The organism is Planotetraspora phitsanulokensis, from assembly GCF_016863295.1.
In the GTDB taxonomy this organism is placed as follows: domain Bacteria; phylum Actinomycetota; class Actinomycetes; order Streptosporangiales; family Streptosporangiaceae; genus Planotetraspora; species Planotetraspora phitsanulokensis.
The window spans coordinates 36,849-49,752 of record NZ_BOOP01000047.1; the positions used below are offsets into that span (position 1 = coordinate 36,849).

A 12,904-nucleotide genomic window follows, 5' to 3' on the forward strand; every position below is an offset into this window, starting at 1 on the left:
AGGCCTGGTTCCGACGCACGTGAGGAGTACGACCGTGAGGCACACCGGTACGCACGACCACATCCGTGGTGACGGCCGTGGCGGCCACCACCACGGCGACGTGCCCACGGTCTACTCGGCGTACGTCCCGGACCACGACCACGCGCACGACGACGAGGCGCTGAGCCCGATCGAGGACAACCCCATCTGGCAGCAGGACAACGTCACGCTGCACAGTGTGGGCATCGACATCGGATCGTCCGGCACGCAGGTCCTGTTCTCCCGACTGCACCTTCGGCGGATCGGCGAGGACCTGACGACCCGTTACATCGTGGTCCGCCGGCAGACGCTGTACCGCTCCCCCGTCTCGCTCACCCCGTACGCGAGCGGCGAGCACATCGACGCCGAGGCTCTGGGGTCGATCATCGACCAGGCCTACGACGGGGCGGACGTCCGCCCGTCCGACGTCGACACCGGCGTCGTGATCCTGACCGGCGAGGCGCTGCGCCGTCGCAACGCCGAGGCCATCGCGAGCGTCCTGGCCGAGCGCGGGGGCGAGCTGGTCAACGCGACCGCGGGCCACAACATGGAGGCGATGCTCGCCGCCTATGGCTCGGGCGCGGCGAAGGTGTCGCACGACACCGGGCTGCGCATCCTGAACATCGACATCGGAGGCGGGACGACGAAGCTCGCGGTGCTGGACGGCGGCCGGGTCGCGACGACGGCCGCGGTCCACATCGGTGGCCGGCTCCTGGTCGTCGATAATCAGGACCGCATCGTCCGCCTCGACCCGGCCGGACGTCGTCACGCCGCGCGTGCCGGCTACGCCTGGGAACTCGGCGACGTCGCCCGGCCGGAGGAGCTGCAGAAGGTGGCGGAGACGATGGCGGACGCGATCGTCGCGGCACTCAGCGCTGATCCGCTCCCCGAGGACGTCGCAGGGCTCTACCTCACCGAGCGGCCGGCGGAGGCCGGGCCGATCGACGGGGTGATGTTCTCGGGCGGGGTGGCGGAGTACGTCTACGACCGGGAGAGCGGCACCTTCGGCGACCTCGGCCGGCCGCTCGGCCGGGCGTTGCGCCGGCGGGTCGACTCCGGGGCGCTGCCGTTCCCGCTCCTGCCACCGGGCGAATGCATTCGCGCCACCGCCCTGGGCGCGTCGGAGTACAGCGTGCAGCTCAGCGGGAACACCGGCTACATCACCGACCCCGACGCGCTGCTCCCCCGCCGCAACCTGCAGGTGATACGGCCGCACTACGAGCTCGGGGAGACGGTCGACGCGGCGGCGATCGCGGCGGCGATCCGGCGACACCTCGTCGCCCTCGACGTCGGCCAGACCGGCGCCGACGTCGCCCTCGCCATGTCCTGGAACGGCCTGCCGAGCTACGACCGGCTCATATCCTTCGCACGCGGCCTACGTGATGGCCTCGCGGACCGGATCACGCAGGGCCGGCCGGTGTACGTCATGCTCGACGGCGACGTGGCCATGACGCTCGGCAGACTGCTGCGGGAGGAGCTCGCGGTCACCGGCGAGCTCCTGGTCATCGACGGTCTCAACCTACGCGATTTCGACTACATCGACATCGGCCGGATACGGTTCCCGTCGAACACCGTACCGGTCACGATAAAGTCGCTGCTCTTCCAGCAGGACCCCCGGCACGACCGGCCGACGTGTGACGGCGACCCACTCTGAACGCTCGCGGATCGACATTCGGGCGACGGCTTGGCGAAGTGCGCCGACGTGGCCGGCGCGACCTCGATCGCTACTCCTCGCCGTCCAGATTCTCCAGACGCGGGTCCTGGTAGTCCGCCAGACGGTCGGCGGTACGTTGCAGGTGGCGGGTCATGATGCCGCGTGCTCGCTCGAGATCCCGCTGCTCGATCGCCTCGACCAGCTCGAAGTGTTCGTGCGCTCCCCGGGGACCCATCAACGGCGCGGCGACATGTGCCTGTTGCAGTGACATGAGCATGGGGCCGTGGAAGGTCTGCACCAGCATCTCGATTGCCGGATTGTGCGCTGCGGACGCGACCCGCACGTGGAACGCCGCCGACATCGCCATGGTGTAAGAGCCGCTCTCCAGCGCGTTCAGGCCCTGTTCGACGAGGACCCGAAGGTCCGCGATGTCCTCTTCGGTGGCGCGCTCCACCACCAGCGGCAGGATGCCGAGCTCGAAGACCATACGGGCCTCGGTGACGTCGCCGGCCGTCATCGAAGCCAAGGTCATGAGTTCAGCCAGCCCCTTCCCGACGCGTTCGCTGGACGGCTGGACGACGAAGGCGCCTCCCCGAGCCCCGACGCGGATCTCCACCAGCCCACTGGCCTCGAGCACCCGGAGAGCCTCGCGGACCGTCACTCTGCTGACGCCGAACTGCTCACACAGACTGCGCTCGCTGGGCAGCCGGTCGCCGGGGACGAGCTTGCCCTCTCTTATCAGGAGCCGCACCTGCTCCACGATGACCTCGGAGATGCGGTCGACGCTCACCGGGCTGAACAGGCCCTTCGTCCCTCCGAGGCCCGCCGTCCCATCCGATGGGCCCATTGCCATACCGGCGTCCCTCCACGATCTTGGCGGATCCCCCGCGCTCTTCATGTTACCAGGAATGGTCTGACCAATACGCTCAGCAACCACCGCCGCCTACCAAGTCGCAACGCCTGGTCGCCCCGATGCGGCGCCAGACCGGGCCCCGCACACCACTAGCGGCGCACCAACATTGGGCAAATGGTCTGATTATTTGCTAGTATCCCACACGGAGCTGGTCGGAATCACCGCAGCATCGGCGCGCAAGCTCCGGATGCAGCCGTGTCGGCGGATGTCCGTGAACGGGAGAGAACATGCCGAGCATGCCGCTACGGACGGTGGCCCGAACCCAGGGGAACAACCGCGCTCTCAAGAATGGCACGGTCACCCCGAAGCGATTCGACCTCGCCTTCGAGGAGGTCCCGGTTCTCGTCGACGCCTTCCGCCGGATGGTTCGGGGGCTCGAATTCGACGTCTGCGAGATGGCGATGACGACCTACCTCTGCGCCAAAGCGCACAGCAAGCCGTTCACGGCACTGCCGATCTTCCTGGTGCGCGGATTCCATCACGGCGCCATCGTGCGCGCCCCGGAGGCCGGCATTCGAGATCCGAAGGATCTCGAAGGTCGAAAGGTCGGCGTCAATCGCGGATACACCGTGACGACCGGCGTGTGGGCGCGCGGCGTCTTGCAGGACGAGTACGGTGTCGACCTCAGCAAGGTGACCTGGGTGCCCTCCGGAGACGAACACGTCGCCGAGTACCGTCCCCCGGGCAACGTCAAGCCGCTACAGCCGGGAGAGAGCCTCGCCGACCTGGTGGCCACCGGCGAACTCGCTGCCGCGGTCGGCGTCGATTCCAGCCCTCCTGACCTCCTGCCGCTGATACCCGACGCGACGGAGGCCGGCTTCGCCGCGCTTCGCCGCCGCGGTCATTACCCCATCAACCACTTGGTGGTCGTACGGGACGACCTGCTCGCGGCGCACCCCGGATTGGCCACGGACGTGTTCGAAGCCTTCGTCGAGGCCAAGAACCTGTACGTCGACCGGCTACGTCGCGACGCGATCGAGGAACCGACACCGACGGATCTCATGTACCGGCGCGTCATGGAGATCACCGGCGCGGACCCGCTGCCCTACGGCATAGCGCCGAACCGTGCCGTCATCGACGAGCTCATCGAGCATGCGACAAGCCAACGCATCCTCGATACGCGGCCCGCCGTGGAGTCGCTGTTCGCGGAGAGCACCGTGAATCTGACCGGTTGAGCACTCCGAATCTTGTGGCGATGTACGCAATCCGACCAGGCAACAGTTAGTGAGGCGGGCGCATGCGGATAGCCATCGCGGCGGATCACCATGGTCTTGCGTTGAAGGCGAGGCTGATCACCCGGCTCACCGCGCAAGGTCACGAGGTCGACGACCGCGGCGCACACGCCGACGGGGAGACGGTGGACTATCCGCCGCTCTGCGCGGACGTCTGCGGCCGGGTCGTCGACGGTCACGCCGACCGCGCGATCGTGGTGGGAGGCAGCGGGATGGGCGAACTGATCGCCTGCAACAAGATCCGCGGCATCCGCGCCGGGCTGTGTCACGACCTGTTCACCACTGAGATCTCCCGCGCCCACAACGACGCCAATGTGATCGTCATCGGCGCCAAGGTCCTCGGCCCGGAACTGGCCGACGAGATTGTCGATCTGTGGTTGAACACCCGGTTCAAGGGCGGCCCGCACCAGCAGCGGTTGGACCAGATCGCCATGCTCGAGCGTGGCGAGTCGCTGACCTGACGGGTCATGCCCCTGGCACGGGACGCCGCTCCTCTTCGGGATCTTCGTCGTCCTCCCCGACCCCCTCGTCATCGGCCTCCACTATTCCGGTGTAGGACCGCACCACGCCGCCCCGCAGCCATGACCACCCGGCGACGACCATCGGCCCCAGCCCCCCGATGGTGAGTGCTCCCACGGGTCCGATCACGCCGGCCACCGCCCCGACGACGACGTCTCCGATCGCCGGACCGCCCCGCGAGGACATCTGGTAGAAGGCGGTGACTCGGCCGCGGATCTCGTCGGGTGTGTCGATCTGGACCGCGGCATGCCGGATCGTGGTCGACATGGCGTCGAAGGCGCCGAGGAGCAGGGCGGCGAGCACGGCTAGGACGAAGACCGGCGAGTGCGCCAGGAGGATGGCGGAAATGCCGTAGAGGGCCGTGGAGACCAGCAGGACCCGGCCCTGCCGTTGGCTGCGCTGCACGGTACGGAAGACCGCGTACGTCGCGATCAGCGCACCGGCGGACGGGGCGCCGGACAGCACTCCGTATCCGGTCGCGCCGACGTGCAGCACATCCAGTGCGAGCGCCGGCAGCAGGACGCGATAGGCGCTGAACACGGTCGCCGACAAGTCGAGCAACATGAGGTTGTAGACGAGCGGCCGGTGGGCGATGTACTTGGCGCCCTCGGCGATCGACCCGAGTATCGAACGGCGTTCCCCGGACGACTCCAGCTTGGAGATCCGGAGCGTGGCGAGCACTCCGACCAGCACCGCGTAGGACACCGCGTCGACGACGTACATCAGTCCGGGCCCGGCCAGGCTGATGAGCACGCCGGACAGAAGCGGGCCCACCAGGACGGCGAGCTCCCGCGACGGGTTGAGCAGCGCGACCGCCTGCCCGATCTGGCTCCTGGGCACCAGAGCGGGGATCAGCGCCTGCCGGGCCGGCTGGTCGAAAGTCGCCGCGGCGGTGGTGAGCACCACGGAGAGCACGACGTGCCATGCCTCGGCCTGGCCGGCCAGCGTCAGCCAGGAGAGCACCACGGCGACGAGCAACGCGACGCCCTGCGCGGCCTGGAGCAGACGACGCCGGTCCAGGCGGTCAGCGAGTGCTCCGCCCAGCGGGCTGAGGAGAAGCAGCGCGACCGCCTGCGCGGCGCCGACCAGCCCGGTGTAGGCGACCGAGTGGGTGAGCTCGTAGACCTGGTAGAAATTCGCCGCCACAGTGCCGCGGGTGCCGATCTGGGACAGAACGACCCCTGCCCAATACAGCGTGAAGTCGCGGTTGCGCAGGATCGCGGGTGTCACGCGGTGTCTCCGTGTTCATGGCGATCCTGCGGATCGCGGTTCGGTCGCTGAGATCCTGTGTCTTCCCTCGTCACTCCGGTCGCTACGCTCCCTGCGTTCCTCAGTCCAGACACAGGCGCTCCCTCACGGGAGCCGCTTGGGCGCCGAAGGCCCAGAACACTGCCGAGCCCGGCGATTCATGGTCGGATGTGCGGTCAGTCGACGGGCACGAGCACGAGCTTGGCGGGATCCATCCGCAGATAGACCGTGGTCCCGGGTTCGATCGAGGTCGAGGGGTTTCCGCGTGTCCTGAGCTCGTGCTTGCCCAGTCCCACCACGTGGTCGAGGCTGTCTCCGAGGTAGGCACGGGTCAGGACCGTGCCCTTCCACTCGTTGGGCACCTCGCCCGCCCGGGATGTGGTGCTGACCTCCACCGCTTCCGGCCTCACGGACACGATCACGTCGGTGCCGATGGGAAGGGCCGCGGCCGAGTCCAGTACGAGCTGCCCGTCGGCCGTGTCGACGGTGTATCGATCACCGTCCTTGGCCACCACGTTGCCGGACAGGAAGTTCGACGTACCGATGAACTCGGCGACGAACCGGCAGTTGGGGTTCTCGTATATCTCGCGGGGGCGGCCGAGCTGTACGACGTTGCCGTCCCGCATGACCGCGATCGAGTTGCTGAGGGCCAGGGCCTCGACCTGGTCATGCGTGACGTACACCGAGGTGATGCCGAGCTCGCGCTGCACCCTCTTGAGCTCGTAACGCAGTGACTCCCGCAGTTTCGCGTCGAGGTTGGACAGCGGCTCGTCGAGCAGCAGGAGCGGAGGTTCGATCACAAGTGCGCGGGCGAGGGCGAGCCGCTGCTGCTGACCACCGGAAAGTTTGGTCGCCTGGCGGTCGGCCAGGGCGGCGAGCTCCATGGTGTCGAGCACACGCATCACCCGCTCGGAGATCTCCTTACGGCTCACGCGGTCGCCGCGCTTTTTCACCTGCAGGGGGAAGGCGACGTTGTCGAAAACCGACATGTGCGGCCAGATGGCGTAGGACTGGAAGACCATGCCCAGTCCCCGCTCGTTCGCGGGGATGTTCACCGACTTCTTCCCCTCACTTGAGGAGAAGAGGACGCGGCCACCGACTTCGATGGTCCCCGAGTCAGGGCGTTCCAGCCCGGCGATCGAGCGTAACGTCGTCGTCTTGCCGCAGCCCGAGGGACCGAGCAAGGTGAACAGCTGACCGTTCTCGACGGTGAAGTTGACGTCGTTGACCGCGAACACCCGGGCCTCCCGTGGCGCGGACGCGCGCGAGCTGCGCCGGCGGCGCTCCCCGTCGAAGGTCTTGACGAGGTTGTTGATGCGGAGCACCTGTCCTCCTGATAAAGGCCGGTTGTTCAGTCCTGCCGGAGCCCGACCTTGGCGCCGAGCTTGTAGGCGATGATGACGAGCACGGCGAGGGTGAGGACCATGACGACACCGAGTGCCGCCAGCACCGTGAACTGGCCGTTCTCGTACTGCTCGAAGATGAGAATGGAAAGCACCTCGTTGCCTGGGCTGTAGAGCAGGATCGAGCTCGACAGTTCGCGGAACGAGACCACGAGGATGTAGATCCACCCGGCCAGGAGGCCGGGCGACAGGAGCGGCAGGAGCACCCTGCGGAACGTCTGCCACCAGCTCGCCCCGCTCACCTGCGCCGACTCCTCCAGTTCAGCGGAGATCTGGTGCATCGACGTGACCGCGTAGCGCATGCCGTACGGCATGTAGCGCGTGCAGTAGGCGATCAGCAGGATGAAGATCGTGCCGTAGATGGGGACAGGGCTGCGCAGGTAGACGAACGAGAGCGCGAGCCCCAGCACCAGACCGGGGATCACGAGCGGGACGAACGAGAAGTGGTCCACGAGTTGCCGCCCGGGAATCCGCGAGCGCACGACTATCCAGGCGCCGACTGCCATCAGGACCATGACGAGCGTTGCCGACCCCAGGCCGAGCACGAGGGAATTCCTCAGCGCCGTCGTCGCGTCGGAGATGTGGAACAGCTCGCGATAGTTGTCCAGGGACATCGACGCGAAGGCCTCGGTGGAGGGCGCCTGGTAGAACTTGAGCAGCGAGGTGTAGAGCAGCACGAGCAGCGGCCCGACGACGGTGAGGAAGAAGTACAGCACGATGGCGCCGCCCATGACCGGCCGCCACTTGCCCAACTCCATCGGACGAGGGCGGAACCCCTTGCCGGTCACCGTCTGGTAGGTCTTGCCCGACCTCCCGACGAGGTTGGAGATCGCGACGCCGATCACCGCCAACACCAGAAGGCCTACCGCCAGTGCTCCCGCGGCGGCGAGGTCCGGCGGGTAGGAGCGCAGAACGAAGTAGATGCGGCTGGTGAAGACGTAGATGCCGTTCTGCAGGCCGAGCAGGGCCGGCACCTCGAAGCTCTCCAGGCTGCGTACGACCATGACGAGCACGGCGGCGACGATCGCGGGGCGCGTCAGCGGGACGGTGATTCGGCGGAAGACCTGCCACCTGCTGGCCCCGCTCATCAGCGCAGACTCCTCGAGCGAGGGGTCCATCGACCGGAAGGCGGCGACCATGAGGAGGAACACGATGGGCGAAAGGTGCAGGCCCTCGACCCAGACCATCCCCCACACGGTGAAGACGTCGAGGAACCCCGGGCCGAAGATCGGTTCGATCACCTTGTTGAGCAGGCCGATGTCCGGGCTCGCCAGGAAGATCCACGCGATGGTGTACAGGATCCCCGGGATGATCAATGGAATGATCGAGGCGGCGAAGAACAGCCCCTTGAACGGGACGTCCGTCCGGACGTTGAGGTAGGCGAGCGCGGTGCCGACGCACAGCGACAGCACGGCCGCTCCGACCGCGAACCACAGCGAGTTCCCGATCATGCCGCCGACGCGCGGGTCACCATAGGCACGGGCGAAGCCGCCGAGGGTGAAGCCGTTGGCGTCGAAGAAGGTGCCCCAGATCAGGTAGTACAGGGGTACGAGCGCGAGATAGCCGATCACGCCGGCGACCACGAGGATGATGATTATCTTGGGGGTCCCCAACCGGCGCAGCCATCCGAGCGCGGCTCCCTTGCGGGCAGGTACGGCGGGAGATGCCGCGGTCATGCCCTCACCTCTTTCTGAACCAGTCCTGCGGTGATCGCGGGCGCGGCGGCACCGCCGATACCGATGCCGCCGCGCGCTTGGTGACTCAATTTCCTTCGACCTGCTCACCGTTGGAGATGACCTGGTCGTATCGCTTGTTCCACTCGTCGCCGTTCTTCGTCAGCTCCTGGACGTCGATCGGGATGATCTCCACATCCTTGAGGGGATCGTCTCCCTCGACGATGGCGGGGGTGAGCCCCTCCTTCACGAGGACCGCCTGGCCCTCCTGAAGCAGCCAGTCCGTGAACAGCATCGCCGCGGCGGGATGCTTGGCCGTCTTCATCAGCCCGATGCCGTTGGGGCGGGCGATGACCGGTTCGACGTAGGGCAGGTAGTCGACGGGCGCGCCCTTGGCCTTGGCCTGTTCGACGATGTAGGAGTAGTTGGAGGCGGCGACTGAGAACTGGCCGGCGGACAACAACTGGCCCTGCACGGTGTGGCCCTTGACGACCTTCGCGCCCGTGGCCATGTCGCTGAAGAGCTTGTTGATCTCGTCGTCGGTCTTACCCTGCTTCTTCCAGTACCCGTAGAGGGTCAGGTACCAGTCGGAGTCGCTGAGCTCCATGGACAGCTTGCCGTCCCACTTGGGGTCGGCGAGGTCCTCCCAGGTCTTCGGCGCCTGGTCCGGAGTGACAAGCTTGGTGTTCCAGCTCGGCGCGAACAGGTTGAACCGCGTCGCCGTCCATCCCTCCTGCCGACCCGCGTCCGGGACCATGCGGCGCCGCTCACCGTCGTACGTTGCGAGAACGCCCTCGGTGTTCAGGTCGAACAGTTCGGTCGCGTTGGTCTCCACCACGTCGTTGCCCTGGTAGTGGGCCTTCTGCTCCTGCACGACGCGCTGGAGCACCGTCTCCGACCCGGCGCGGTAGAGGTTCACCGTAACGTTGTACTGGTCTTCGAAGGCATTGATGACCACGTCGGCCACATCGCTCGTCATGGACGTGTAGAGGTCGAGCGCGCCTTCCTTCTCGGCGAGCGGGACGAGCTTGTCGCGCCGCTGCTGACCGGTCATGCCGTTGACCTCGGCGTAGAGCTTCTCTGCCGCGGTGGGCCCGCCGGCGGTCGTGGCCTGTGGTGCGGTGGCCGTGGGCGAGCCTCCGCAGCCTGCGAGCAGGAGCACGAGTGCGGATCCTGAGACTACCGCGCGCTTCGCGGGCATACGGCGGCCCGACAGGGGGGGTGCGGTGTTCACTTGACCTCCTGGCCTGACTGGACGACTTCTTCGTAGAGCGCGTCCCACTTCTTGGGATCGTCGAGCATTTCCTTCTCGGGCACGGAAATCGAGGTGAGTCCGGCCAGTGGATCGTTCGCCGTGGGGATCGAGCCGACCCGGAAGGACTCGTGGAGGATCTTCTGGCCCTCGGAGAGCTCGTAGTCGACGAACAGCATCGCCGCTGCCGGGTGGACCGCCGTCTTCATCAGGGCCACGCCGTTGGGGCGTATCACGATGGGCTGGATCGGAGTTCCCGAGGCCGGATGCCAGCTCACCGGGGCGCCCTGGTCGGCGGCCTTGTCTATCGTGTGGCTGTAGGAGGAGGCGGTCAGCGCGAACTGTCCCGCAGAGAGCAGCTCACCCTGCGCCGTGTGCCCCTTGGCGATCTTCGCGTTGGCGGCGACCCGCTTGAACAGGTCGCGGACCTCCGCGTCGGTCTTGCCCTGGTCGAGGTAGTACTTGTACATGGCGGCGAACCAGTCGACGTCGCCGACCTCCAGTGAGATGCGTCCCTTCCACTTCGGGTCGGCGAGCTCCTCGAACGACTTCGGCTCCTCGCCGGGCTTCACCTTGGTGGTGTTCCAGCCGATCACGAACACGTTGAACCGGGTGGCGGTCCAGCCGTCGGCCTGGCCCTCCTTGCGTACGGCGTCGCGCAGCGCGCCTTCGTACGGGTAGAGCATCTTCTGGTCGTTCATGATGTTGAGCTCGCCGGCGTTCGTCTCGACGAGATCGTTGCCGTCGTAGTTCGCCTGCTGCTCTTGAATCACGCGCTGAAGGACCGACTCGGAGTTACCCCGATAGACCTGCACGTCGATTGGGTACGCCTTCTCGAACCCGTCGATGACCTTGTCCAGGTCGGTGTTCGAGGTGTAGATCGAAAGGGTGCCCTCCTTCTTCGCGAGATCGAGGAGGGTCTTGGTCCGTTCGTCACTGGTGAGCCCGTTGATGCGGTCGTAAACCTGCTGAGCTTTCGTGCTGGAATTGTTGGCTCCGTTGGCCGCAGGGCCTCCAGCGGTCGGCGAGGCGCCACAGGCCCCAAGGAAGAGGACGACGGCGGCCGCAGCCACCGATCCGAGGATTCTCTGGTGTTGCATTGATGCTCTCCCGCGAGCTCGGCGAGTCGGTGTGAGCCCCGACCCGGCGGATGCACGTTTCTCCCCCCCGCGAGAAATACTGTTTAAATCACGCCCATGCCGGACTGGGTCAGGTTGAAGCGCTGGTGCCACGGCCGGCGCGGGGGCGCGATGTCACGCCAGGGGCGTTCCGGCAGATCCATCCTCCGCAGGTCGCACGGGAGCGCGAGTCCCTTGAGCGGAGCATTCTCCCCGTTGAACTCGTCACGAGCGGCGATCTCCGACAGGTCCCGGTTCCGCTCGTTGGCCGGCACTCCGGGCAGATCGTCATCGCGCATTTTGCCCTCCTTTGGCGAGTGACCCGAGTAGACACCTCAGCGGACTAAAGGTCTAACCCTTGGGCCATACTTTTACCGGACCGTTACATGGCGGACAAGTCCTGAATCTGGCCTCTTGATAGACGCCCGTCCGCTCCCCCACACCAAGATCGAACAGGGCCTCGTCGGCCGTACGGCGATCTATCGGCCGGCGCACGCCAGGACGTGGCGAGGGCGGCCTGTCTGGCGACGGGAGTCGGAAGAAGTGGCCCCAGACCCCTTCCTTGAAGGGGAAAAGGTAATACCATTAGCCTCATTCGGGGAGGAGGCTCTCGGTGGGCTCAGCAGGTGACACGTTCCTCGTCCGATCCCGCACAGCCCATCGGCGTGTGTTCCGCTCACTCACCGTGCCCAACTACCGACGTTTCTTCGCCGGTCACGCGGTGAGCGTGATCGGAACCTGGATGCAGCGGGTTGCGCAGGACTGGCTGGTGCTCGAACTGACAGACTCCCCCGTCGCACTCGGGATCTCGACCGCGCTGCAGTTCCTGCCCACCCTCTTGTTCGGCCTGTGGGGAGGCGTCCTCGTCGACCGGCTCGACCGGCGCCGCACGATCATGGCGACGCAGGCGGCCAGCGCCGTCCTCGCGGCCGCCCTCGCGGTCCTCGTGCTGAGCGACCTGGTGCAGCTCTGGATGGTCTACGCGCTCACCCTCGGGCTCGGTTTCGTCACCGTGCTCGACACGCCCGCGCGACAGGCCTTCATCACCGAGATGGTCAGTCCGGAGAACTACGTGAACGCGCAGGCCCTGAACTCGACGGTGCACAATGCCGGCCGCCTCGTCGGCCCTGCTGTCGCCGGGGTCCTGATCGCGACCGTCGACGTCGGTGCGGCATTCGCGGTCAACGCGCTGTCGTTCGCGGCGGTCCTGCTCGGGCTCGCGCGCATGAACCCCAAGGAACTGCACCGGGTTCCGGCCCTTCCCCGAGCGAAGGGTCAGGCCAGGCAGGGCCTGCGATATGTCTGGGAGCACCCGGAGTTACGCGCGTGCCTGTTCCTCGTCGCCGTGGTGGCGCTGCTCGGGCAGAACTTCCGCGTCGTGTTCCCCCTGCTCGCCCGCGAGACCTTCGGCGGAGGCCCCGAGGTCTACGGCTGGCTCACGTCCGCTCTCGGAGTCGGCGCAGTGCTCGGTGCCCTCGCGAGCGCCGCGCGCGTGGACGCCACCGCGTGGTCTCTGCTGCTGTGGACGTTCGCCTTCGCCGGCGTGAACGTCGCCGCCGCGGCCGCTCCCGCACTCGCCCTGGCGATGGCGGCGATCGTCGCTCTCGGTATCGCGAACATCTGCTTCAACACGCTCGCCCGCACGCTGTTGCAGATCAGGACGGATCCCACCTTGCAGGGACGGGTGATCGCCCTGCACAGCCTGGTCTTTCTCGGAAGCACTCCCCTGGGAGCCCCGATCACGGGGTGGGTGTGCGAGCAGTGGGGACCTCGTGCCGGGCTCCTGCTGGCCGGGATCTCGGCGGGGCTGGCAGGCCTCGCGGTGTTGCCGTGGTTGCGGAAGGTGCGCGCCCGGCGCGAGGAGTGACCGGTCA

11 protein-coding genes are annotated in these 12,904 nt (G+C 67.1%); 4 read left to right on the forward strand and 7 right to left on the reverse strand.

Annotation, left to right across the window (positions count from 1 at the left end; translation table 11 throughout):
* Window positions 1-34: 34 nt before the first annotated feature.
* Window positions 35-1,672: an ethanolamine ammonia-lyase reactivating factor EutA gene (locus Pph01_RS38520; protein ID WP_204078192.1), complete on the forward strand. Its 1,638-nt coding sequence runs from the start codon at window positions 35-37 to the stop codon at window positions 1,670-1,672.
* Window positions 1,673-1,742: 70 nt separating this feature from the next.
* Here Pph01_RS38520 and Pph01_RS38525 read toward each other — a convergent pair whose 3' ends face one another.
* Window positions 1,743-2,525 carry a FadR/GntR family transcriptional regulator gene (locus Pph01_RS38525; protein WP_204078193.1) on the reverse strand — a complete coding sequence of 261 codons (783 nt, stop codon included), beginning with the start codon at window positions 2,523-2,525 and terminating at the stop codon, window positions 1,743-1,745.
* Window positions 2,526-2,821: 296 nt separating this feature from the next.
* On the opposite strand from Pph01_RS38525, the gene Pph01_RS38530 reads away from it, so the two are divergent.
* Window positions 2,822-3,760 carry a substrate-binding domain-containing protein gene (locus Pph01_RS38530; RefSeq protein ID WP_204078194.1) on the forward strand — a complete coding sequence of 313 codons (939 nt, stop codon included), beginning with the start codon at window positions 2,822-2,824 and terminating at the stop codon, window positions 3,758-3,760.
* Between the two features lie 62 nt (window positions 3,761-3,822).
* On the forward strand, window positions 3,823-4,278 hold the full coding sequence (locus Pph01_RS38535; protein WP_204078195.1) for an RpiB/LacA/LacB family sugar-phosphate isomerase: 456 nt from the start codon (window positions 3,823-3,825) through the stop codon (window positions 4,276-4,278).
* Between the two features lie 4 nt (window positions 4,279-4,282).
* Here Pph01_RS38535 and Pph01_RS38540 read toward each other — a convergent pair whose 3' ends face one another.
* From Pph01_RS38540 to Pph01_RS38565, 6 genes are all read right to left on the reverse strand, one after another.
* Window positions 4,283-5,566, reverse strand: coding sequence for an MFS transporter (locus Pph01_RS38540; RefSeq protein WP_204078196.1), 1,284 nt, complete (start codon window positions 5,564-5,566; stop codon window positions 4,283-4,285).
* 194 nt (window positions 5,567-5,760) lie between these two features.
* Window positions 5,761-6,909 (reverse strand): ABC transporter ATP-binding protein, encoded by a 1,149-nt coding sequence (locus Pph01_RS38545; RefSeq protein ID WP_239117342.1) that lies wholly within the window; start codon window positions 6,907-6,909, stop codon window positions 5,761-5,763.
* 26 nt (window positions 6,910-6,935) lie between these two features.
* Window positions 6,936-8,663 (reverse strand): ABC transporter permease, encoded by a 1,728-nt coding sequence (locus tag Pph01_RS38550; protein ID WP_204078197.1) that lies wholly within the window; start codon window positions 8,661-8,663, stop codon window positions 6,936-6,938.
* Window positions 8,664-8,748: 85 nt separating this feature from the next.
* Window positions 8,749-9,894 carry an ABC transporter substrate-binding protein gene (locus tag Pph01_RS38555; protein WP_204078198.1) on the reverse strand — a complete coding sequence of 382 codons (1,146 nt, stop codon included), beginning with the start codon at window positions 9,892-9,894 and terminating at the stop codon, window positions 8,749-8,751.
* On the reverse strand, window positions 9,891-11,012 hold the full coding sequence (locus Pph01_RS38560; RefSeq protein WP_204078199.1) for an ABC transporter substrate-binding protein: 1,122 nt from the start codon (window positions 11,010-11,012) through the stop codon (window positions 9,891-9,893). The genes Pph01_RS38555 and Pph01_RS38560 overlap by 4 nt, the downstream gene beginning before the upstream one ends.
* A gap of 83 nt (window positions 11,013-11,095) precedes the next feature.
* Window positions 11,096-11,329 (reverse strand): hypothetical protein, encoded by a 234-nt coding sequence (locus Pph01_RS38565; protein WP_204078200.1) that lies wholly within the window; start codon window positions 11,327-11,329, stop codon window positions 11,096-11,098.
* A gap of 386 nt (window positions 11,330-11,715) precedes the next feature.
* Here Pph01_RS38565 and Pph01_RS38570 point away from each other — a divergent pair, with 386 nt between their 5' ends.
* The gene (locus tag Pph01_RS38570) at window positions 11,716-12,897 is read left to right on the forward strand and encodes an MFS transporter (protein WP_204078201.1); all 1,182 of its coding nucleotides are present in this window, start codon (window positions 11,716-11,718) and stop codon (window positions 12,895-12,897) included.
* The last annotated feature ends 7 nt before the right edge of the window (window positions 12,898-12,904 follow it).